21 protein-coding genes are annotated in these 20,447 nt (G+C 66.5%); 7 read left to right on the top strand and 14 right to left on the bottom strand.

Going from position 1 to position 20,447, the window contains the following annotated elements; genetic code table 11:
- Positions 1-5: 5 nt before the first annotated feature.
- From A5752_RS08765 to A5752_RS08755, 3 genes are all read right to left on the bottom strand, one after another.
- Positions 6-614, bottom strand: coding sequence for a sensor domain-containing protein (locus A5752_RS08765; RefSeq protein WP_231983363.1), 609 nt, complete (start codon positions 612-614; stop codon positions 6-8).
- A gap of 86 nt (positions 615-700) precedes the next feature.
- Positions 701-1,210: a hypothetical protein gene (locus A5752_RS08760; protein WP_502686704.1), complete on the bottom strand. Its 510-nt coding sequence runs from the start codon at positions 1,208-1,210 to the stop codon at positions 701-703.
- On the bottom strand, positions 1,207-2,364 hold the full coding sequence (locus A5752_RS08755; RefSeq protein ID WP_067084328.1) for a 3-ketosteroid-9-alpha-monooxygenase, oxygenase component: 1,158 nt from the start codon (positions 2,362-2,364) through the stop codon (positions 1,207-1,209). Before A5752_RS08755 ends, A5752_RS08760 begins: the two co-directional genes overlap by 4 nt.
- Before the next feature lie 131 nt (positions 2,365-2,495).
- Here A5752_RS08755 and A5752_RS08750 point away from each other — a divergent pair, with 131 nt between their 5' ends.
- Positions 2,496-3,026: a gamma carbonic anhydrase family protein gene (locus A5752_RS08750; protein ID WP_067084326.1), complete on the top strand. Its 531-nt coding sequence runs from the start codon at positions 2,496-2,498 to the stop codon at positions 3,024-3,026.
- A 3-nt stretch (positions 3,027-3,029) separates the two neighbouring features.
- On the opposite strand, the gene A5752_RS08745 is transcribed toward A5752_RS08750, so the two are convergent.
- Positions 3,030-3,689, bottom strand: a complete 660-nt coding sequence (locus A5752_RS08745) for a hypothetical protein (RefSeq protein WP_067084324.1) — start codon at positions 3,687-3,689, stop codon at positions 3,030-3,032.
- A gap of 111 nt (positions 3,690-3,800) precedes the next feature.
- On the opposite strand from A5752_RS08745, the gene A5752_RS08740 reads away from it, so the two are divergent.
- Positions 3,801-4,787, top strand: a complete 987-nt coding sequence (locus tag A5752_RS08740; protein WP_197500577.1) for an MOSC domain-containing protein — start codon at positions 3,801-3,803, stop codon at positions 4,785-4,787.
- Here A5752_RS08740 and A5752_RS08735 read toward each other — a convergent pair.
- The 5 genes from A5752_RS08735 to A5752_RS08715 are packed head-to-tail and all read right to left on the bottom strand — an operon-like array spanning position 4,784 to position 9,364.
- Complete coding sequence (locus A5752_RS08735) at positions 4,784-5,200, bottom strand: nuclear transport factor 2 family protein (protein ID WP_067084322.1); 417 nt, start codon at positions 5,198-5,200, stop codon at positions 4,784-4,786. The genes A5752_RS08740 and A5752_RS08735 overlap by 4 nt on opposite strands.
- A gap of 5 nt (positions 5,201-5,205) precedes the next feature.
- Positions 5,206-6,084: a TIGR03619 family F420-dependent LLM class oxidoreductase gene (locus A5752_RS08730; RefSeq protein ID WP_067084321.1), complete on the bottom strand. Its 879-nt coding sequence runs from the start codon at positions 6,082-6,084 to the stop codon at positions 5,206-5,208.
- A gap of 11 nt (positions 6,085-6,095) precedes the next feature.
- A complete protein-coding gene (locus A5752_RS08725) occupies positions 6,096-7,277 on the bottom strand; it encodes a thiolase family protein (protein WP_067084319.1) in 1,182 nt (393 codons plus the stop codon).
- Positions 7,277-8,344 (bottom strand): thiolase family protein, encoded by a 1,068-nt coding sequence (locus A5752_RS08720; protein ID WP_067084317.1) that lies wholly within the window; start codon positions 8,342-8,344, stop codon positions 7,277-7,279. Before A5752_RS08720 ends, A5752_RS08725 begins: the two co-directional genes overlap by 1 nt.
- 15 nt (positions 8,345-8,359) lie before the next feature.
- Positions 8,360-9,364 (bottom strand): Zn-ribbon domain-containing OB-fold protein, encoded by a 1,005-nt coding sequence (locus A5752_RS08715; protein WP_067084315.1) that lies wholly within the window; start codon positions 9,362-9,364, stop codon positions 8,360-8,362.
- A gap of 58 nt (positions 9,365-9,422) precedes the next feature.
- Here A5752_RS08715 and A5752_RS08710 point away from each other — a divergent pair, with 58 nt between their 5' ends.
- From A5752_RS08710 to A5752_RS08700, 3 genes are read left to right on the top strand one after another with little or no spacing between them, the layout of a single operon-like run.
- Entirely contained in the window at positions 9,423-10,463 is a 1,041-nt protein-coding gene (locus A5752_RS08710; RefSeq protein WP_067084313.1) for an LLM class F420-dependent oxidoreductase, read from the top strand.
- A gap of 52 nt (positions 10,464-10,515) precedes the next feature.
- On the top strand, positions 10,516-11,235 hold the full coding sequence (locus A5752_RS08705; RefSeq protein WP_067084311.1) for an acetoacetate decarboxylase family protein: 720 nt from the start codon (positions 10,516-10,518) through the stop codon (positions 11,233-11,235).
- A complete protein-coding gene (locus A5752_RS08700) occupies positions 11,232-12,437 on the top strand; it encodes a cytochrome P450 (protein WP_067084309.1) in 1,206 nt (401 codons plus the stop codon). The genes A5752_RS08705 and A5752_RS08700 overlap by 4 nt, the downstream gene beginning before the upstream one ends.
- A 34-nt stretch (positions 12,438-12,471) precedes the next feature.
- Here the strand turns inward: A5752_RS08700 and A5752_RS08695 are convergent, their stop codons facing one another.
- Together A5752_RS08695 and A5752_RS08690 are read right to left on the bottom strand one after the other, a co-directional pair.
- Positions 12,472-13,332, bottom strand: a complete 861-nt coding sequence (locus tag A5752_RS08695) for a type IV toxin-antitoxin system AbiEi family antitoxin (RefSeq protein WP_067084307.1) — start codon at positions 13,330-13,332, stop codon at positions 12,472-12,474.
- Positions 13,333-13,436: 104 nt separating this feature from the next.
- Complete coding sequence (locus tag A5752_RS08690) at positions 13,437-14,237, bottom strand: crotonase/enoyl-CoA hydratase family protein (protein WP_067084305.1); 801 nt, start codon at positions 14,235-14,237, stop codon at positions 13,437-13,439.
- Between the two features lie 33 nt (positions 14,238-14,270).
- Here A5752_RS08690 and A5752_RS08685 point away from each other — a divergent pair, with 33 nt between their 5' ends.
- Together A5752_RS08685 and A5752_RS08680 are read left to right on the top strand one after the other, a co-directional pair.
- Positions 14,271-15,959 carry an acyl-CoA synthetase gene (locus A5752_RS08685; protein ID WP_197500576.1) on the top strand — a complete coding sequence of 563 codons (1,689 nt, stop codon included), beginning with the start codon at positions 14,271-14,273 and terminating at the stop codon, positions 15,957-15,959.
- Positions 15,960-15,964: 5 nt separating this feature from the next.
- Complete coding sequence (locus tag A5752_RS08680; protein WP_067084486.1) at positions 15,965-17,086, top strand: NAD(P)H-dependent flavin oxidoreductase; 1,122 nt, start codon at positions 15,965-15,967, stop codon at positions 17,084-17,086.
- Between the two features lie 37 nt (positions 17,087-17,123).
- On the opposite strand, the gene A5752_RS08675 is transcribed toward A5752_RS08680, so the two are convergent.
- The 3 genes from A5752_RS08675 to fadD17 all read right to left on the bottom strand — a co-directional run bounded on the left by A5752_RS08675 (position 17,124) and on the right by fadD17 (position 20,446).
- Positions 17,124-18,266, bottom strand: a complete 1,143-nt coding sequence (locus A5752_RS08675) for a glycosyltransferase (RefSeq protein ID WP_067084300.1) — start codon at positions 18,264-18,266, stop codon at positions 17,124-17,126.
- On the bottom strand, positions 18,241-18,840 hold the full coding sequence (locus A5752_RS08670; RefSeq protein ID WP_197500575.1) for a TetR/AcrR family transcriptional regulator: 600 nt from the start codon (positions 18,838-18,840) through the stop codon (positions 18,241-18,243). Before A5752_RS08670 ends, A5752_RS08675 begins: the two co-directional genes overlap by 26 nt.
- Positions 18,841-18,940: 100 nt before the next feature.
- Positions 18,941-20,446 (bottom strand): long-chain-fatty-acid--CoA ligase FadD17, encoded by a 1,506-nt coding sequence (fadD17, locus tag A5752_RS08665; RefSeq protein ID WP_067084296.1) that lies wholly within the window; start codon positions 20,444-20,446, stop codon positions 18,941-18,943.
- Position 20,447: the final 1 nt, after the last annotated feature.

Raw genomic sequence — 20,447 nt, 5'->3', positions numbered from 1 at the left:
TCGGCTCAGGCGGTGGTGTTCGCCAGCTTGTTGATGCGCTCGAGTGCGTCCTCGGCCAGTGAGCTCACGTCATAGCCGTTGGCGAGCCCGCATGTCGAGATCTCGACCGCGGCGTTGTGTGCGGCGATCAACGCGCTGTCGCATGCCCAGTCGTCACCCTTGAACGACCACAGCACGATCTCGCGTGAACCGGAATCGACCGGTGCCAAGAGCTCGAAGGCATAGTCGCGGCCGGCCATGCTGGTGACCCGGAACGGTGTTCCGTGGCAGGATTCGATCGCCCACTTCGCTTGTGCGAGGGCCTCACCGGAGTCGAAATCTGCTCGATAGACGCCGATCATCTCTTCGACGTACACGTCGAGACCGCTGTTCGTGGTCATCCAGTGCCCACCGTCGTACGCCACGGGATCGTGGTCGACGATGAACGGCGGGTCCACCTCGCGCGCCACTCCCGCGCACTCGGCCGGCTCGACGGACACGAACAGGTTGCCGTCGCTCTTCGACACTTTCGGGCTCAGCAGGTCGCCGATCTGTCCGGCCGTGATCGGCGCGACCGGCGGTTCTGAAGTCGGCGGCGGGCCGTCGACGACCCGTGTGCAGGCGGCAGCGCTCATCGCGAACAGACAGAAAGTCGCCCAAAATCGCCGCATTTCGGGCGACTTTACGTCTTCTCGCGGATGAACGGCGAGCGAAAGGGGATCTAGCCGTCGCCGGGCGGGGGCGCGGAGGACTTCTCCTCCAGGCATCCTTCGGCCACAGCGTGTTTGATGCTGTCGGCCAGCCGGGGGCAGGCTTTCTCGCGGGCGGGATCGCCGCCGGACGCCCGGATCTCGGAGAAGTACGCGCAGCGTCGCGACGCCTCGGTGTTCCACTGCACCGAGGTGTGTGCCGGTCCCAACTTCTTGACGTCCACCGACACGTGGCAGAACCGGCAGTCGACGGATACCAGGCCCGACCTCAGATACCGCTCACGATCGCGTTGGGTGGCCTCACGCAGCGCCGCTGTGCGCTCGGCATCGAAAATCGGTGCCTTCGTGGTGGTTCCGGCTGTCGAGCCACCGCCGTGGCCGTGGTCGTCGTCGTCATGCCCACCGTGCAGCAGCAACATCGCCCGTGCCAGCCGGTCGACGTCGGCGGGGCCGACAATCCGGCCGACGTCGGCGGGGCCGACAATCCGACTAGAGTCGGGGGCTTCGTCGCGCGGGCTCATGACTGCGTTTGTTCAGCCTTCTCTTTCTCTTCGGCCTGGCGCTTGAGGTTCTCCTCGACCTCGACATGCCACTTCTCGTTCGCCGCCGTGGTGTCGACCTCGATCTCGAAGCGGTCGGTCATGTCGGGGGTGACGTCCGCGACGTCGACGTAGAACTGCTGATACCACCGGCGCATCTGGTAAACCGCGCCGTCCTCCTCGACGAGCAGCGGATTGTCGATGCGGGTCTTGTGCTTCCAGATCTCCACGTCCTGCAGGAACCCCTTGCTGACTCCCTCGGTGAACGTGTTGGCCAGCTTCTCGGTCATCTCCTCGTCCAGCCCCTTGGGCTTTTCGACGATGACGCCCCACTGCAGCATGAACGAGTTCTGGGTGACCGGATAGTGGCAGTTGATCAGGATCGACTCGGCCTTGTAGCCGCCGTAGTTGTTGTGCAGCCAGTTGATCATGAACGACGGGCCGAAATAGGACGCCTCCGAATCGAGGTGCGCCTCACCGTAGGTGGTGCCCATGTCGCTGATATCGGGCCGACCGACGTTGTGCAGATACTGCGACGCGATGTGGCCCTCGAAGACGTTCTTGAAGTACGTCGGCAAGCCGTAGTGGATGTAGAAGAAGTGCGCCATGTCGGTGACGTTGTCGATGATCTCCCGGCAGTTGGCGTTCTCGATCAGGATCGAGTTCCACTTCCAGTCGGTCCACTCGTCGCTCTCGACCTCCGGGATCTCGGGGATCCGGACCTCGGGCTGCGGCGGGTTGCCTTCGTGGTCGTGCCAGACGAACAACAGCCCGCCGCGAACGTCGGTCTCCCAGGCGCGGGTGCGGGCCAGCCGAGGGGTGCGCTTCGCGTAGGGCACCAGCTTGCACTTGCCATCACCGCCCCAGCGCCAGTCGTGGAACGGGCACGCCACTTCGTCGCCCTTGATCGTGCCCTGGGCGAGGTTGCCACCCATGTGGCGGCAGTAGCCGTCGAGGACCTTCACGTCGCCGTGCGAGTCGGCGAAGACCACGAGCATGGTGCCGAAGATCTCGATGCCGTGCGGCTTGCCGTCCAGGTAGTTCTTCACCGGGCCCAGGCAGTGCCATCCCCGGGCGTACCGGTCGGGCAGGGTGCCGGTGTCGATCTCACGAATTCCCGCGCTGTCGGTAGTCACGGTGGGCCTCCCGGTTCTGTGTCTCTAACTAGAACACGTTACAGTTTTGTCCGCTCCACACGCAATCTGTGCAGGTAATCCGCCTCCTCATGAAGCGCTCATCGCGCGCCAACTAGGGGTATAACCAAACGATGCCTTTGTACTCCTTCGAGGGGCGCGCACCGACAATCGATCCGGACGCGTTCATCGCGCCGACGGCCACGCTGGTGGGTGACGTACACGTCGAGGCGGGTGCGTCGGTGTGGTTCAACGCCGTGCTGCGGGCCGACTTCGCCCCGATCGTGGTGCGTGAGGACGCCAATGTGCAGGACGGTTGCGTCCTGCACGCCCCGCCGGGCATCCCCGTCGACGTGGGACCCGGCGCGACGGTCGCGCACGCCTGCGTCGTGCACGGCGCGCACATCGGCGCGGAGGCGGTGCTCGCCAATCACTGCACGGTGCTCGACGGGGCGGTCATCGGCGCTCGCACCCTGATCGCGGCGCACTCGCTCGTCATCGGTGGCACGAAGATCCCCGACGAAGTTCTGGTGACCGGAGCACCGGCCAGGGTGCGCGGTCCGATCGCCGGAACCGGCGCGGAGATGTGGGTGAACACCAACCCCGGCGCCTACCAGGAGCTGGCGCGTCGCTACTCGACGGGTCTGCAACGCGTCGAGGAGTGATCGCTACCGCTTCGTGAGGCCGGCGCGAAGGGCGACATCCTGCATCTTGCCGATCTTGACCACGAACTCGTCGGTGGTGGCGTCGCCGAGCGCGCTTTGGAATTCGAGCCGCACCAGCGCCGGGCCCTGGGTGAACAGCAGCATCGTGACCGCCTTGCTGTGGTCGATCGATTGACCGACGGCGATGGTGCCGTCAGTGCCGACCGGGACCGGTCGGGGTGTCGCGTCGGCGACCACCTGGTCGAGCCTGGGAATGGCCTCGCGCAGCGTCTTGGTCGCGGTCTCGGCGTCCGGGTAGACCACGATCGTGTTGGAGATCGCGCGGGTGTCGTCCTGATTGACGAACAGGGCGCTCGCCCCGGGCAGACCTCCGGGCGCGGGGTTCGTCGACTGGACGGTGAAGGTGTCTTCGTCGTCGCTGAGATCGGACGCCTCGAGCAGCAGGTGGCTGTAGTCCACGGGCTCAGCCGGATCGCCGCTGCGGCTTGTCGTGGGCGCGGCCGGCGCCGACGTCGTGGACGAGGTCGCGGAAGGGCCTCCGAGGCCTCCGCTCGGGTTGGGCCCGGACGCGTCGTCGCAGCCGGCGGTGACGGCGCAGATGACGGCCGCCACCGCCGCCGCGGACAGCGGTTTCGACAGTGTGAGACGGCGGTGTTCAAACATGGGATTCGGACTCCGTGTGTGTGCGTAGAGCTCGTCTTCCGAAGGTACTGAACCGGACGAATGCACTGGACACAGCGCTGTGGCCGATCAGGTGAGCGGTAGCGTGGCGCCATGACCATCGGTCGGGTCGCCGAACTGTGGCGCTATCCAGTGAAGTCGTTGGGCGGCGAACGCGTCGAGCATGTCGACATCGGACCGCGCGGAGTCACCGGCGACCGATTGTGGGCGGTGCGCGATCTCGAGCGCGACGTGACCGCGTCGGCGCGCCGCCTCCCGGCGCTGCTCAACGCCACCGCGCGGTACGTCGCCCCGCTGCCCGCGGACGCCGGTCCCGGAAACGTGCCCGAGGTCGCGATCACCTTCCCGGACGGAAGCGAGTTGCCCAGCGGTGACGACGCGGTGCACGCCAAGCTGTCGGAATTGGCGGGACGTGAGGTGCGCCTGACCGCGCTGCCGCCCGCCGAGGACACCAGCCTGCACCGGCTGAGCAAGCACGAACGCGACAACGCGTCGATCGCCTCGCTGCGCACCGACTTCGGCGTCGATCAGGGTGAGAAGCTGCCTGATGTCTCGATGTTCCGGATCGCCGACCTCGCGATGTTCGCTCGCTTCTCGACGCCGCCGGGGATGTTCGTCGACCTCGCGCCGGTGCACGTGCTGAGTATGACGAGTCTTGCGACGGTCGGCGCCGACGTGGGCGGTGATCCTCTCGACGTACGCCGCTTCCGGCCGAATGTGCTTCTCGCGCTCGATGATCCGTCCGACGGGCTGCCTGAAGCGCAGTGGACCGGTGGGCATCTCACCCTGGGGGGCGCGGTGCTGGAGGTGACGATGCCGACGATCCGCTGTGTGGTCCCGAGCCGCGGACAGCCGGGCCTCGAGGTCGACCGCCGCATCACCAAGGCCGTCGCCGCGCGGGCACAGCGCTGCCTGGGCAGCTACTGCTGGGTGGACACCGCGGGCGCGGTGCGCGTGGGCGACGCGGTCGATCTGCGCGGGGCGGCTGTTCCCAAACGCGTGCTCGGTGATGCTGTCAGGCGGGCAAAACGGTTCACGTTGAGCCTCGCCGCCTCGGCCGCGGACCGGTTCGGCCGCTAGATCTTTCGTGCGCTCGCGGTTGCGCGGTCCAGTTCCCAGAAGGCCCTCAGCGCAACGATCTTGCCCTCGTCGTTGACGCGGTAGGTGAACACGCCCTCGGCCGTCACCTCGTAACCGGCGGACCGGATGACGATATGGCCGACGTTGGCCTCCTCGTTACCGCACTGGTACGTGTTCTCGAAGTTGAACTGCAACTCGCTGGGCGCGATCGCCATGTCGTAGAACTTCGCGATGGCTTCCTTGCCGCGATGGCCTTTGCCCTCGGGGTCGAAGTGCGAGGGCCCGATGGGGTCCTCGACGATCGCATCGTCGGCGAAGTTGGCCAGCCAGGCCTGCTTGTCGTGGGCGATCGCCGCCTCGCGGGATCGCTTGCCCGCCAGGTGCACCGGAGCGTCCGGATTGGTGACGGTCATCGGGATCAGTCCTGCCAGCCCGAGTGGATGTAAGTTTCGGCGAAGCGCTTCATCGCGTCGAGCTTGGGTTGCAGCGGTGCGTCGAAGCCCAGCCCCTCGAACACCCACGGCATCACGATGTTGTCGGTGACGCCGGATTCGGCGAGTTCACGGTGGCCGTCGACGCCGAACTTGTCGATGCACACGGCCTGGAACTCGAACGGGTCGTCGGCGCGGCCGTATTCGGCGAGCAGCGCCTTCAACTTGGCGATCGTTTCGGCCAGCTGCTCACCGGTCATCATCGCGCTGGTCCATCCATCGCCGACGCGTGCCGCGCGCTTGAGCGCGACGTCGGTGTGGCCGCCGACGTAGAACGGGACCGGTTCGGTGGGCGCCGGGCTCATCTGAAGCTTGTCGAAGTCGTAGAACTCGCCGTGGAACTCCACCATGCCGCCGGCCAGCACGAGTTTGATCACCTCGATCATCTCGTCGACCCTCTTGCCGCGGCGCGCGTACGGCTGGCCACACCACTCGAACTCCTCGGGGGCCCAACCGATCCCGACACCGAAACCGAACCGGTTGTTGGTGAGGTTGGCCACGGAGCCGACCTGGCGCGCGAGCAGCAGCGGATTGCGCGAACCCAGCTTCATCACGTTGGTGTAGAAGCGCAGCGTCGACGTCACCGCACCCATCGCCCCTGCGGCGATCAGCGGATCGACCCAGGGGGTGTTCTCGTCCCACATCCGCGAGCCGTCCGGCGTGTACGGGTAGTCCGCCGCCTGCTTCTCCATGTAGAAGATGGAGTCCGGCAACGCGATCGAGGTGAAGCCGACCTCTTCGGCCGTCTTCGCGATCTCGGTCAGCTGGTCGATCTGACACATCGGCACCGCGCAGGTGTACTGCATACGGGACATTGTCAGGCCGTCGGCTTGTCGCTGGAGACCACCCACATCGAGTAGTACTGCGAACCGCCGCCGTACGCGTGGCCGAGCGCCTTGCGGGCGCCCTCGACCTGGTGGTCGCCGGCCTTGCCCATCACCTGGATCGCCGCTTCGGCGAACCGGATCATGCCGGAGGCACCGATCGGATTCGACGACAGCACACCGCCGGACGCGTTGAGCGGAATGCGTCCGCCGATGGCCGTTTCGCCCGCCTCGGTCAGCTTCCAGCCTTCTCCTTCCGGCGCGAAACCGAGGTTCTCCAGCCACATCGGCTCGAACCACGAGAACGGCACATAGACCTCGGCGACGTCGATCTCGTCGATGGGGCTCTTGATCCCGGCCGCCTTCCACAACGCCGCTGCGGCATCACGGCCCGCCTGCGGATTGACCTGGTCACGCCCCGAGTATGCGAGCGGTTCGGTCCGCAGCGCCGTCGCATGAATCCAGGCCACCGGATTGCCTTCGGCGAGACGCTGATCGGCGATCTCCTCGTTGCCGATCACCAGGGCGCAGGCACCGTCCGACGACGGGCACGTCTCGTCGAATCGGATGGGGTCCCACAGCATCTGGGATGACATCACCTTCTCCAGGGTGATGTCGGGCTGATGCAGATGCGCCAGCGGGTTCTTGGCGCCGTTGAGCCGGTCCTTGACCGCCACCATCGCACCGATGTGGTTGGGCGCCCCGGAGCGGCGGATGTAGGCGCGCACGTGCGGGGCGAAGTACCCACCGGCGCCGGCGCCGACGGGTTTGGTGAACGGCACCGGAATGCTCAACGCCCACATGGCGTTCGACTCGGACTGTTTCTCCCACGCCATCGCCAGCACGCGCCGGTACTTACCTGACTGCACCAGGCTGGCGGCCACGACCGCGGTCGACCCGCCGACCGAACCGGCGGTGTGCACGCGGATCAACGGCTTGTTCGTCGCGCCGACGGCGTCGGCCATGAACAGCTCGGGCATCATCACGCCCTCGAAGAAGTCGGGCGCCTTGCCGACCACCACCGCGTCGATGTCGTCCATCGTCGCGCCCGCGTCCGCCAGCGCCTTGTCGATGGCCTCGCGTACCAGGCCGTTCATCGACACGTCCTGGCGCTTGGCGACGTACTTCGTCTGACCGGTGCCCAGTACCGCAGCCAGTTTCTTGTTGGATGCCATTAGTTGCGTCCCTCCAGAACGGCCACCAGATTCTGTTGCAGCGCAGGCCCGCTCGTCGCGTGGGCCAGGACCCGCTGCGCCGACCCGTCGAAGATGTGTTGTGCGGCGAAGCCGATGCGCTCGAGACCCGCGGAGAACATCGGGTTGGCGGACAGCGCCCCGCCCGACGGGTTCACCTTGGTCTTTTCACCCAAGCCGATCGCCTCGGTGATGATCAGCTGCTGGTGGCTGAACGGGGCGTGGATCTCGGCGACGTCGATCGATCCGGTGTCACCGCCGGTCGCCGCTTGGGCCGACGCCGCGGTGGACGGCGACGTCGTCAGATCGCGGGCGCCCAGTATCGGCGTCTCGATGCGATGCTCGATACCGGTGATCCACGCGGGGTTCTCGCGAAGTTCGCGCGCCCGGTCCCCGGCGGCCAGGACGATCGCCGAAGCGCCGTCGGTGATCGGCGCGATGTCATGGCGGCGCAACGGATCCGCGAAGTACGGCCGCTCGAGCAGCTCGTCGATTGACTTGGCTGGTTTTTCGCTGTCGGTGCGGCCCGCTGCCGTCATCGAGTCCAGCGCCACCTGGGCCATCTGCTCGGCAGTCCACTTGCCGCCGTCGAGTCCGAACCGAGCCTGCAAGCCCGCGATCGACACCGCGTCCGGCCACAGCGGGGCGACGCTGTACGGGTCGGTCTGCAGCGCCAGCACGCGGCGCAGCACACCCGCGCTCGACTTGCCGAAGCCGTACACCAGCGCGGTCTCCACCTCGCCGGTGAGAATCTTGATGTACGCCTCGTAGAGTGCCCACGCCGCGTCCATCTCGACGTGCGACTCGTTGATCGGCGGCACAGCGCCGATCGAGTCGATCGCGGAGATGAACGAGAATGCGCGTCCGGCAAGGTAATCCGACGAACCCGAGCACCAGAAGCCGATATCGGTCTGCTTCAGCCCGAGCTCGTCGTAAAGCCGGTGGAAACACGGCATCAGCATCTCGACGCCGTTGGTGGTCCCGTCGGTGCGCCGCACGTGTGGCGCGTGCGCGAAGCCGACGACCGCTACCCCGTTTTCCGAAGTCATGAAGGATGAGCCCCTTTACAGGTGGTGCTTGTAGGAGTCGTAATCGGCGTCGGGCTCACCCGTCGGCCGGAAGTGGTCAATGTTGTCGATGCCCAGGCCCCACTCCTCGCGCGGTTTCCAGACCGCTTCGACGCGCATTCCCATTCGGACCTCGGACGCCTCGATCTCGGTCACCAGGTGCAGGAAGGCGATGTCGGCGCCGTCGAGCAGCACGTAGGCGGCGACGTACGGCGGTTTGATGCGCTGCCCGGCGAACGGGATGTTGATCACCGCGAACGTGGTGACGGTGCCCTTGTCCGGCAGCTCGATGAACTCGTCGAGCTCGAGGCCAGTGGCGGGGTCGGCTTCCTTCGGCGGGAAGTACACCTTGCCGGGCTTGCCGTCGCGGCCGCGCTTGGTCCGGGCACCGAGCAGCTTGCCCTCTTCGAGCGCACGCAGGAACGTGCTTTCGGGAAGCGATGCGGTGTGCTGGATCTCGATCGACGACGGTGTGACCTGAACGGTGACCGGATCGCGGTCGTCGGGCTGCCCCTCCGGTTCGGCGTCCTCGCCGAGCGCGAAGTAGGCGATGTCGGTGATGGCGCCGACCGGTTCGTCGACCCAGTGCGCGTGCACCCGTGCGCCGGTGCTGATCTTCTCCGGGGAGTCGGCGTCGACGGCGTGCAGCAGCGGGGTGTCGGCGCCATCGAGTTTGATCAGCGCCCACGCGAAGGGCCGGTCCAGCGGTTGTCCCTCCAGTGGGGCCGGCTGCCAGGTCCACGAAACGACGGTCCCGACCGGGGCCACCGGTACGATTTCCGTCAATCGCTCGTAGGTCACGGGATCGAACTCGGCCGGCGGCACGTGCACCCGCCCGTCCGAACCGCGCACTCCGACGAGACGTCGCTCGCGCAGGGCGGTGAAGAACTGGGACAGGAGTGGTCCGACTGAACGGGTGTAGTCGAATGAGAGCTTCAGCGGCGCTGAGAGCGGCGGCTCATGCGGATCGATCTGCACCGGGCTGCTTTGGCTGGTGGTCACGGCATCGAGTAGAACAGGTTCTAAGAATGGTTTCAAGACACCGTTATGAGGTCTGCGAATGAAGCTCGGACTGCAATTGGGTTATTGGGGCGCGCAACCGCCCGAGAACCACGCGGAACTGGTCGCCGCCGCCGAAGAGGCCGGCTTCGACACGGTGTTCACCGCGGAGGCCTGGGGCTCGGACGCCTACACGCCGCTGGCCTGGTGGGGCCGTGAGACCAAGCGCATGCGGCTTGGCACCTCGGTGATCCAGTTGTCGGCGCGCACCCCGACCGCGTGCGCGATGGCAGCGCTGACGCTCGACCACCTCTCCGGCGGACGGCACATCCTCGGGCTGGGCGTGTCCGGACCGCAGGTCGTCGAGGGCTGGTACGGGCAGCGGTTCCCCAAGCCGCTGGCGCGCACCCGTGAGTACATCGACATCCTGCGTCAGGTGTGGGCGCGCGAGGCGCCCGTGCGCAGCGACGGCCCGCACTACCCCCTGCCGTTGACGGGCGAGGGGACGACGGGTCTGGGCAAGAATCTCAAGCCGATCACGCATCCGCTGCGGGCCGACATCCCGGTCATGCTCGGCGCGGAAGGACCGAAGAACGTCGCGCTGGCCGCCGAGATCTGCGACGGCTGGCTGCCGATCTTCTACTCGCCGCGCATCGCCGACATGTACAACGAGTGGCTCGACGAGGGGTTCGCCCGGCCCGGCGCCCGCCGCAGCCGCGAGGACTTCGAGATCTGCGCGACGGCGCAGGTGGTCGTCACCGACGACCGCGCCGAGATGATGGAGCTGATGAAGCCGCACCTGGCGCTGTACATCGGCGGAATGGGTGCCGAGGACACCAACTTCCACGCCGACGTGTACCGCCGCATGGGTTATGCGGAAGTGGTCGACGACGTGACGAAGCTGTTCCGCTCTGGACAAAAGGACGGCAAAGAGCGAGCGGCCAACATCATCCCCGACGAGTTGGTCGACGACTCTGCCATCGTCGGCGACCTCGGTTACGTGCAGGAACAGATCAAGGCATGGGAAGCCGCGGGCGTGACGATGATGGTCGTCGGCGCGCGTTCACCCGAGCAGATCCGGGATCTCGCCGCGCTGGTCTGATCGGGTAGACACTTCCTTGCTTGTTGTCTACTCAGCGTTCTAGATTGACGCGATGACCCAGCACACCATCGCGGGCACGGTGCTCACCATGCCGGTGAAAATCCGCAAAGCGCACCAGCACATGGCGATGTTCTCGGTGAACGCCGACGCCGCCCAACGAATGATCGACTACAGCGGGCTGAGGGTCTGCCGGTTCCTGCCGGGACGCGCGATCGTGGTGCTGATGCTGATGCGCTACGAGGACGGCGACCTCGGCCAGTACTACGAGTACGGCACCAACGTCATGGTGAACCCGCCGGGGTCGGATGCGTCCGGGCCGCGAGCCCTGCAGTCGGCGGGCGCGTTCATCCACCACCTGCCGGTCGACCAGGCCTTCACCCTCGAGGCGGGGACCAAGATCTGGGGTTATCCGAAGGTCATGTCGGAGTTCACGATTCGCGACGGGCACACCTACTCGTTCGACGTCAGCATCGACGGCCAGTTCGCGGTCGGCATGGATTTCCGGCCCGGGCTCGCGGCCCCCGCGGCGTTCACGTCCAAGCCGCAGGCGCACCCCACCTACTCGTACCGCGACGGGGTGCTGCGCCGGACCGTCGGCGAGATGAGGCTGAGCGACGTGCGCTACCGGCCGGGCGGCGCCCGGGTCCGGCTCGGCGAACATCCCTATGCGAAGGAACTGGCCTCGCTAGGCTTTCCCAAACGCGCGTTGTTCTCCAGTTCGGCTGCGAACGTGGAGATGTCGTTCGCGGATGCAGAGGAGCTTCGATCGTGACTGTTACGGCACCGCAGACCAAACCCGACGTCGACCTCACCGACGGCGCCTTCTACGCCGGCGACTCGCGGTCGGTCTACAAGTGGATGCGCGAGAACGAGCCGGTCTTCCGCGACCGCAACGGATTGGCCGCCGCCGCAACCTATGCCGCGGTGATCGAGGCCGAGCGCAACCCGGAGTTGTTCTCCAACGCCGGCGGCATCCGACCCGACCAGCCGGGCGTCGAGATGATGATCGAGATGGACGACCCGCAGCACCTGTTGCGGCGCAAGCTCGTCAACGCCGGCTTCACCCGCAAGCGGGTGAAGGACCTCGAGGGCTCGATCGCGAACCTGTGCGACACGCTGATCGACAACGTGTGTGAGCGCGGCGAGTGCGACTTCGTCTGGGACATCGCGGCGCCGCTGCCGATGGCCGTCATCGGCGACATGCTCGGCGTGCGTCCCGAGGAACGCGAGATGTTCCTCAAGTGGTCCGACGACCTGGTCAGCTTCCTGAGCAGCACCGCGGATCCCGAGCAATTCCAGGTCACCATGGACGCGTTCGCGGCCTACAGCGAGTACATGATGGGCATGATCGCGGCCCGCAAAGAGGAGCCGACCGACGATCTGGTCAGTGTGCTGGTGCACTCGGAGGTCGAGGGCAGCAAGCTCGAAGACCATCAGATCGTCACCGAGGTGCTACTTCTGTTGATCGGCGGCGACGAGACCACTCGGCACACGCTGTCCGGCGGCACGCGGCAGTTGCTGCTGCACCCCGATCAGCACCGGCGGCTCGCGGCCGATCTGTCCTTGTTGCCCAACGCGATCGAGGAGATGCTGCGGTGGACGGCGCCGGTGAAGAACATGGCGCGGACCGTCACCGCCGACACCGCGTTCCACGGGACCGCCCTCAAGGAGGGCGAGAAGATGATCCTGTTGTTCGAGTCGGCCAACTTCGACGAGGCGGTTTTCGAGAATCCCGAGTCGTTCGACATCGAGCGCTATCCGAACAACCACCTGGCGTTCGGCTTCGGCACCCACTTCTGCCTGGGGAACCAACTCGCGCGGCTCGAGCTGTCGATCATGCAGACCAAGCTGCTGCAGCGCCTTCCGGACCTGCGCCTGGCGTCGGACGGCGAATTGCCGTTGCGCCCGGCGAATTTCGTGAGTGGCCTGGAGCAGATGCCGGTGGTGTTCACGCCATCGGCGAAAGTGCTCTAATCCCATTGCGCCGAACGTGCGCTGAGATCGACTTTCAGGCCGACTTTTCGATCTGATTGCACGTTCGGCGATTCCATTCGGTCGTCAAGCGCGCGATGATCACGGCTTCGGTGTCCAGCGACGTGACGCGGATGTCGGTCCACCCGAGTCGCGTGATCTCGTCGTACCGGCGAATGTCCTTGTTGAAGCGGACGGGACCGCGGTGGTGCTCGCCTTCATAGTCCAATCCCAACTTCAACGCCTCCCACCCCATGTCGATTACTGCGACGAGCACGCCGTACTCGTTGTAGACGGGGATCTGAGTCGACGGAGGCGGAAACCCGTGCCGGACGACAAGCAGCCGTAGCCACGTCTCTTTCGGGGACTCGGCGCCGGCATCGACCAGTTGGACAATTTTGCCGACTTGGCGGATTCCGCGACGGCCGCGGTATCGCTCGGCGAGCGCCACAACATCCGGGAGCGACAAATGTGTCGCTTTCGCCAACGCGTCCACCGCCGCGACCGCCTTACCGAGTGGATACCGGCACGCCAGGTCGAGCGCGGTGCGTGGGGGCGTCGTGACCGTGATGCCGTCGATGACCGTCACTTCATCGTCGGTCACGACGTCTGACCAAGCGCGGATTCCGCTCGGCGGGCGCCGGTTGGGCCAGAGAAGCTCGGCAGGCCGGTTCGCGTCGACCCACTGGGCGCCGTGCAGCGAAGCCGCCGATTGTCCGGCGACGACGCCGCGTCGCCTGCTCCACAACCACGCCGCCTTCGCGCGCAGCGGCGCCGAGAGCTCGGTCTCCGGTGCGATATAGACACCCGGATATACGCGGATGAAGCGGGTGAGTAGGTCGTACTTCCTCAGCCGACCGGCCGCGACCGCTTCGCTGCCGATGAATGGTCCTGCCATGGCCGCAGTCTGCAGACGACCACAGACAAGCTCGCCGAATGTGCGCTGAGATCGAATTTCCGGCCGATTTGTCGATCTGAATGCACGTTCGGCGCCGGGCCGGACTACTTCATCTGGAAGTTCGGGGCCCGCTTCTCCTTGAACGCCCGGGGCCCCTCCTTGGCGTCGTCGCTGAGGAACACCGGGATGCCGTTGGCGGTATCGGGCTTGAACGCCTCGTTCTCGTGCATGCCCTCGGTCTCGCGGATGGTCTTCAGGATCGCCTGCACGGCGAGCGGGCCGTTGTTGTTGATCACCTCGGCGATCTCCAACGCCTTGTCCAACGCGGTTCCGTCCGGCACCACGTAACCGATCAGCCCGTACTCCTTGGCCTCCGCGGCGGTGATGTGGCGTCCGGTCAACAGCAGATCGCACGCAATGGTGTACGGAATCTGGCGCACCAGGCGCACCGCCGAGCCGCCCATCGGGTACAGGCTCCACTTGGCCTCGGAGATGCCGAACTTGGCGCTCTCGCCTGCGATGCGGATGTCGGTGCCCTGCAGGATCTCGGTGCCACCGGCGATCGCCGGGCCCTCGACCGCGGCGATCAGCGGCTTCGTCAGCCGTCGGCCCTTCAGCAGCGCGTCGATGCGCGACGGGTCGTAGCTGCCGTCCTTGAACGAGTCGCCCGGTGGTTTGGCCGTCGCGGCCTTGAGGTCCATACCCGCACAGAAGTAGCCGCCGGCGCCGGTGAGGATGCAGGTGCGGATCTCGGGATCGTTGTCCACGCGGTCCCAGGCCTCGACCATGATCGAGAGCATCTCGGTCGAGAGCGCGTTGCGCGCCTCCGGCCGGTTCAGCGTCACGATCAGGGTGTGTCCGCGCTGCTCAATGAGGGCGTCGGGGCCCTTCTGGGGATCACTCACAGGGGTTCGCCTTCCAGCGTCGATGCCACAGACTTGTCTGGAAATGTAACACGTTCTAGTTTAGGTTCCGTGGCCCTGAACATCGCTGATCTAGCCGAGCACGCCATCGACGCTGTGCCAGACCGTGTCGCCCTCATCTGCGGCGACGACCAGCTGACGTATGCCCAACTGGAGGAGCAGGCCAACCGGTTGGCCCACTACCTGCTCGACCAGGGCGTCAAGAAGGACGACAAGGTCGGCCTTTACTGCCGCAACCGCAACGAGATCGTCGTTGCGATGCTGGGCATCGTCAAGGCCGGGGCCATCCTGGTCAACGTCAACTTCCGCTACGTCGAGGGCGAGCTGAAGTACCTGTTCGAAAACTCCGACATGGTCGCGGTGGTGCACGAGCGCCGCTACGCCGACCGCGTCGCGAACGTGCTTCCCGAGACCCCCGCGGTCAAGACCGTCCTGGTGATCGAGGACGGCAGCGACGACGACTTCGAGCGCTACGGCGGCGTCGAGTTCTACTCCGCCCTCGAACAGGGTTCACCGGAACGTGATTTCGGACCGCGCAGCGAGGACGACATCTATCTGCTGTACACCGGCGGCACCACCGGCTTCCCCAAGGGCGTGATGTGGCGCCACGAGGACATCTACCGGGTGTTGTTCGGCGGCACCGACTTTGCCACCGGAGAGTTCGTCAAGGACGAGTACGACCTGAGCAAGGCGGCAGCGGAGAACCCGCCGATGATCCGATACCCGATCCCGCCGATGATCCACGGCGCCACCCAGTCGGCGACCTGGATGTCGCTGTTCTCCGGTCAAACCACCGTGCTGGCACCGGAATTCGACGCCGACGAGGTGTGGCAGACCATCGAGAAGCACAAGGTGAACCTGCTGTTCTTCACCGGTGACGCGATGGCCCGTCCGCTGCTCGACGCGCTGACCAAACTGCACGATGCCGGTCACGAGCCCGACCTGTCCTCGCTGTTCCTGCTCGCGAGCACGGCCGCGTTGTTCTCGACCAGCATCAAGGAGAAGTTCCTCGAACTGCTGCCCAACCGGGTGATCACCGACTCGATCGGATCCTCGGAGACCGGTTTCGGCGGCACCAGCATCGTCGCAAAGGGCCAGTCGCACACCGGCGGTCCGCGGGTGACGATCGACCACCGCACCGTCGTCCTCGACGAGAACGGCAACGAGGTCAAACCCGGCTCGGGTGTGCGCGGGTTGATCGCGAAGAAGGGCAACATCCCGGTCGGCTACTACAAGGACGAGAAGAAGACGGCCGAAACGTTCAAGACGTTCAACGGAATTCGCTACGCCATCCCCGGCGACTACGCGGAGGTCGAGCCCGACGGCACCGTCACCATGCTCGGCCGCGGCTCGCAGTCGATCAACAGCGGCGGCGAGAAGATCTACCCCGAAGAGGTCGAGGCCGCGCTCAAGGGGCACCCCGACGTGTTCGACGCCCTGGTGGTCGGCGTTCCCGACGAGCGCTACGGCCAGTGCGTCGCGGCGGTTGTGCACCGCCGCCCGGGCACCAACCCGACGCTGGCCGAACTCGACACGTTCGTGCGCCGTGAGATCGCCGGATACAAAGTGCCGCGCAAGATCTGGTGGGTCGACGACATCCACCGCACGCCGGCCGGCAAGCCGGACTACCGGTGGGCCAAGGACATCACCGAAGAGCGCGCCGCCGACGAGGTGCATGCCAACCACGTGGGGTCGGCGTCGTGACCGGGATGCGCACCGAACTCTGCGATCGGTTCGGCATCGAGTACCCGATCTTCGTCTTCACGCCGTCGGAGAAGGTCGCCGCTGCGGTCAGCAAGGCCGGCGGGCTCGGCGTGCTGGGCTGCGTGCGGTTCAACTCGGCCGACGATCTCGAAGACGTGTTGTGCTGGATGGATGAGAACACCGACGGCAAGCCGTACGGCGTCGACGTGGTGATGCCCGCCAAGGTGCCGCAGGAGGGCACAGCGGTCGACATCAACAAGTTGATTCCGCAGAGCCACCGGGACTTCGTCGACAAGACCCTTGCCGACCTCGGTGTTCCGCCGCTTCCCGAAGATGAGGCGCGCAACGAGGGCGTGCTCGGATGGCTGCACTCGGTGGCGCGCTCGCACGTCGAGGTCGCGCTCAAGCACCCGATCAAGCTGATCGCGAACGCCCTCGGCTCGCCGCCGAAGGACGTCATCGACCAGGTGCACGCCGCTGGAGTTCCCGTCGCGGCCCTGGCCGGCAGCGCCAAACACGCTCAGCGCCACGTGGACAACGGTGTCGACATCGTCGTCGCCCAGGGGCATGAGGCCGGCGGGCATACCGGCGAGATCGGCTCGATGGTGCTGTGGCCGGAGATCGTTGACGCGCTTGGCGGTAAGGCCCCCGTGCTGGCCGCCGGCGGTATCGGCACCGGCAGGCAGGTGGCCGCGGCGCTGGCGCTCGGCGCATCCGGTGTGTGGATGGGTTCGGCATTCTTGACGTCGGCCGAGTACGACCTCGGCCATCGCAAGCCCGGCGGCATCTCGACGATTCAGGAGGGGCTGCTGCGGGCCACCTCGGCCGACACCGTGCGCCGCCGGATCTACACCGGTAAGCCCGCTCGCCTGCTCAAGACGAAGTGGACCGAGGCGTGGGATGCCCCCGACGCGCCCGAGCCGTTGCCGATGCCGCTGCAGAACATCCTCGTCAGCGAGGCGCATCAGCGCATGAACGAATCGGACAACCCCGACACCGTGGCGATGCCGGTGGGGCAGATCGTCGGCCGGATGAACGAGATCCGCCCGGTCGCCGACATCATCGGCGAGTTGGTGCAGGGCTTCGAGGAGGCCACGCGCCGCCTCGACGGCATCCGCGGCGACTGACTCTCCCCACCTTCGGGACGGGCGGTCAGAAGTTCGCCTAGCTCTGGCGAGTGGGAATGCCGCGATCGTCAGTATTGGAATGTCCCGCCCGTAGGCCGACGAACTGCTCGACGACGTCGGCGGCGACGACCGCGCCGTCGCGCCGGCGGATCCGATCGCCGATTTCGGTGGCGGCCTGCCGGTAGTGGGGCTCGGCGAGCACCGACGTCACCGCGGCTCGAATGCGTTTGGGCCGTGCGTGTTTGCCGAGCAGCCGACCCGCACCCGCGCGTGCCACCGCTTTCCCGACGCGTTTCTGGTCGATGAAGGGATTGGCCGGCATCACCACCACCGGGACGCCGAACGACAGCGCCCGCATGGTGGTGCTGTGCCCCCCGTGGCCCACGACCGCCGATGCGTCGGCGAGCACCTCGTCATGGTCGAGCCAACTGTGGACTCGGGCATTCGGCGGAATCCGCAGGCGTGAGGCGTCGATGCCGGGGCCGGTGGTGACGATCGCCTCGACCGGCAGCGGCGCAAGCGCATCGACGATGCGCTGGAGCATGCGTCGCTGTCCGGCGAACGCACATGTGCTGAGGCTCACCAGGATTCGTGGCACCTCGGCCGGTTGCGACTGTTTCGGCGTGCCCTGCCACACCACGCCGACGTGCCGGACCGACGGGCGACCGTGTGCGGGATCGAGATGCGCGTCGGCACTGACGATCTGCAACACGCTCTCATCCTCGGTGGGATGCGGTGCGACGCCTCGCAGCTTCAGTAACCGTCCGGCGGGGCTGGCCATGAAGTCTTGGACGGCCCTGTAGAAGCAGTGCACGAAAACCACTGTCGGCAGTCCCGACTTCACGATTTCGGCGGTTCCGGCTCCGAAAAGCATGTCGACGACCACCGCATCGCTGCCGTGTCGGCGCGCCGCGTCGACGACGGCTTCGCCGATCCGGGGATCTCCCATCACCCGAACGAAGTCGATCATCATCGAGGCGAGCGGCCGCTGGGTCGTGGAGTTCATGTCATGTCCCCGACCGAACTGCTCAAATGAGAGGCCTTCCTGCTCAGCGTATTTCCGCACGCCGGGATGGCCGACCACGAGGATTTGCGCGCCCCGCGCGCGAAGGGCGCATGCGACCCGCAGCTGGGGCGGGACGTTACCGCCGCCGTCAGCGATGGCGAAGAGAAGTTTCATGGGCCAGCACCGCCTCGGTCAGGAGCAGAATGCGATCGCGCACGTCGGGCACGGACAACTTGCGATCGCGCCGCAGGATCTTCCAGCAGTACACGTCGGTGGCGACCACCAACGCGTCGACGACCCGAGAACGCGTGTCGTGATCGGAGGGGAGGTGCTCGTCGAACACCTCTTCCACCCACGCCCGGTGTGTCAGGCGGCCCGTGGCATTCATCCGCCGGGCTCGCGCGTCACTGTCCTCCTGGGCGAGCATGGCGAGCACCACGTCGCCGAGCCGCTCGTAATGTGCGATGAGGGCGTCGAGTGCGGAATCGATGTCTCCCGGCGGCGACGTCCGTTCGGCGATCGCTTCGTCGTACGCGCGCTGAAACGCCGCGTCGAGCAGGTCGTCACGACTGCCGAAGTGTCGTAACACCGTCTTGACCGTGACCCCAGCCCGTTCGGCCACGGCAGCGAGCGTGACCCCGAACGAGCGTTGCGCCATACATGCCTGCACGCAAGCGTCGATGATCGCGTCGCGGGTGCCGAGTTTGGCTGCCTCGCGGGTGCTCATGTCGTACTTGCGCGATTTCATGTCCATCGCAATGTACATCGAATGGGGTATTCGTGTCCATAGCGGAGGACATCAATTACTGCGCTGGTGGTCGCGATCTGTGACCGGAGGTCAAGCAGCGTTAGCGCGGGATCGGGTACACCGGGTCCGCGCAGTCGGTGCCTTCGGCCGAGAGCCGCCGCTTGATCACCTTGAACGTCTCGGTGCGGGGTAGCGCCGTGCTCACACGCACGTACGACGGCCACTGCTTCGGGCCGAGATCGGGTTGCGACGCGAGAAATTCGCGGAACGCGTCGACGTCGAAAAGTGCACCCTCGGTGAGGGTCAACGCCGCCATGACCTGGTCGCCGACATCGGGCGCGGGTATCCCGTAGACCGCGACCTCGACCACATCCGGATGTCGCAGCAGTACACGCTCGATAGGCGCCGAGCCGAGGTTCTCGCCGTCCACCCGCATCCAGTCGCCGAGCCTGCCCGCGAAGTACGCGTAACCGTTCTCATCGCGGTACGCCAGGTCCCCGCTGTGGTACACGCCGCCGCGCATCCGCTCTGCGTCGGCCTCCGGGTCGTTGTAGTACCCCTCGAAACGCCCTGCGTCCGAGGTGTTCACGAGCTCGCCGGTCACACCGGGCGGACACGGTTCACCAGTGTCGACGTCGACGATCTCGGTGCCCGGCGGCAGCGGCCCCAGCGAGCCCGGGGGAGTGTCCGGCGTGCGGGCGATCGCGATCCCGCCCTCGGTCGAGCCGAAGCCATCCATCACCACCGTGCCGAAACGCTTGGCGAACCGTTCGACGTCGGCCGGTGCGCCCTCGTTGCCGTACACCGCCCGCAGCGGGTTTTCCGCGTCGTCCGGAAGCTCCGGTGTGGCAAGGACATACGACAACGGCTTCCCCACGTAGTTCGCATACGTCGCGCCGAAGCGCCGGACATCGGGCAGGAACTGCGAGGCGGAGAACTTGCGACGCAACGCAAGAGAACTCCGCGAGGCCAGCGCCACGGCCCACCCGACCAGTACCGCGTTGGAGTGGAACAGCGGCATCGACACGTAACAGACATCGCTGGTTCCGAGATCGAAGCGCTGCGTCATCGTCACGCCGGCCACCGCCACCTTGCCGTGGCTGCACTTGACGGCCTTCGGGTCTCCGCTGGTGCCCGATGTGTAGATGAGCATGAACAGGTCGGCCGGATCGGCCTCGCGCACCACGACGGGCTCGTCGGCGAACGCCGCCACCTCGTCCGCCCACTGCGGCGAATCAACGTCGACGTGGTCGATCCCCTCGATCACCTCTCGCGCGCCCGAATCGGCAAGCACCAGTTGGCAATCGGCGTGGGCGATATCCCTCGCAAGCGCGGCTCCGCGGCGCACCGGATTGAGGCCTACCGGCACGATCCCCGTCAGACCCGCGGCCGCCAGCACCGCCGAGAAGAACGGTGTGTTCTGCAGCAGCACCCCGACGTGCGGAGGGCGTTGGGGATCGAGACGGGCGCGCAGCGCGGCGGCGATCGCCGCGGCATCGCGAAGATGGTCGCGCCAGGGGGTGAACGTCTCCTCGAAGAGCACCCCGCGGTCGTCGACGTCGACCAGCGGCGCCAGCAACTCGGCGACCGTGGGCAGCTTGTTCACA

The sequence above is a fragment of the Mycobacterium sp. 852002-51961_SCH5331710 genome (genome assembly GCF_001665535.1).
Taxonomy (GTDB): Bacteria; Actinomycetota; Actinomycetes; order Mycobacteriales; family Mycobacteriaceae; genus Mycobacterium.
Note: the sequence above shows the minus strand (reverse complement) of the source record. Positions and strands in the feature narration are given on the sequence as shown.

Excerpts from the sequence above, each read along its gene's own strand:
- A5752_RS08765 (WP_231983363.1), bottom strand. The coding sequence starts at position 614 with ATGAGCGCTGCCGCCTGCACACGGGTCGTCGACGGCCCGCCGCCGACT.
- A5752_RS08760 (WP_502686704.1), bottom strand. The coding sequence starts at position 1,210 with ATGAGCCCGCGCGACGAAGCCCCCGACTCTAGTCGGATTGTCGGCCCC.
- A5752_RS08750 (WP_067084326.1), top strand. The coding sequence starts at position 2,496 with ATGCCTTTGTACTCCTTCGAGGGGCGCGCACCGACAATCGATCCGGAC.
- A5752_RS08745 (WP_067084324.1), bottom strand. The coding sequence starts at position 3,689 with ATGTTTGAACACCGCCGTCTCACACTGTCGAAACCGCTGTCCGCGGCG.
- A5752_RS08740 (WP_197500577.1), top strand. The coding sequence starts at position 3,801 with ATGACCATCGGTCGGGTCGCCGAACTGTGGCGCTATCCAGTGAAGTCG.
- A5752_RS08735 (WP_067084322.1), bottom strand. The coding sequence starts at position 5,200 with ATGACCGTCACCAATCCGGACGCTCCGGTGCACCTGGCGGGCAAGCGA.
- A5752_RS08730 (WP_067084321.1), bottom strand. The coding sequence starts at position 6,084 with ATGCAGTACACCTGCGCGGTGCCGATGTGTCAGATCGACCAGCTGACC.
- A5752_RS08725 (WP_067084319.1), bottom strand. The coding sequence starts at position 7,277 with ATGGCATCCAACAAGAAACTGGCTGCGGTACTGGGCACCGGTCAGACG.
- A5752_RS08720 (WP_067084317.1), bottom strand. The coding sequence starts at position 8,344 with ATGACTTCGGAAAACGGGGTAGCGGTCGTCGGCTTCGCGCACGCGCCA.
- A5752_RS08710 (WP_067084313.1), top strand. The coding sequence starts at position 9,423 with ATGAAGCTCGGACTGCAATTGGGTTATTGGGGCGCGCAACCGCCCGAG.
- A5752_RS08705 (WP_067084311.1), top strand. The coding sequence starts at position 10,516 with ATGACCCAGCACACCATCGCGGGCACGGTGCTCACCATGCCGGTGAAA.
- A5752_RS08695 (WP_067084307.1), bottom strand. The coding sequence starts at position 13,332 with ATGGCAGGACCATTCATCGGCAGCGAAGCGGTCGCGGCCGGTCGGCTG.
- A5752_RS08680 (WP_067084486.1), top strand. The coding sequence starts at position 15,965 with ATGCGCACCGAACTCTGCGATCGGTTCGGCATCGAGTACCCGATCTTC.
- A5752_RS08675 (WP_067084300.1), bottom strand. The coding sequence starts at position 18,266 with ATGAAACTTCTCTTCGCCATCGCTGACGGCGGCGGTAACGTCCCGCCC.
- A5752_RS08670 (WP_197500575.1), bottom strand. The coding sequence starts at position 18,840 with ATGAAATCGCGCAAGTACGACATGAGCACCCGCGAGGCAGCCAAACTC.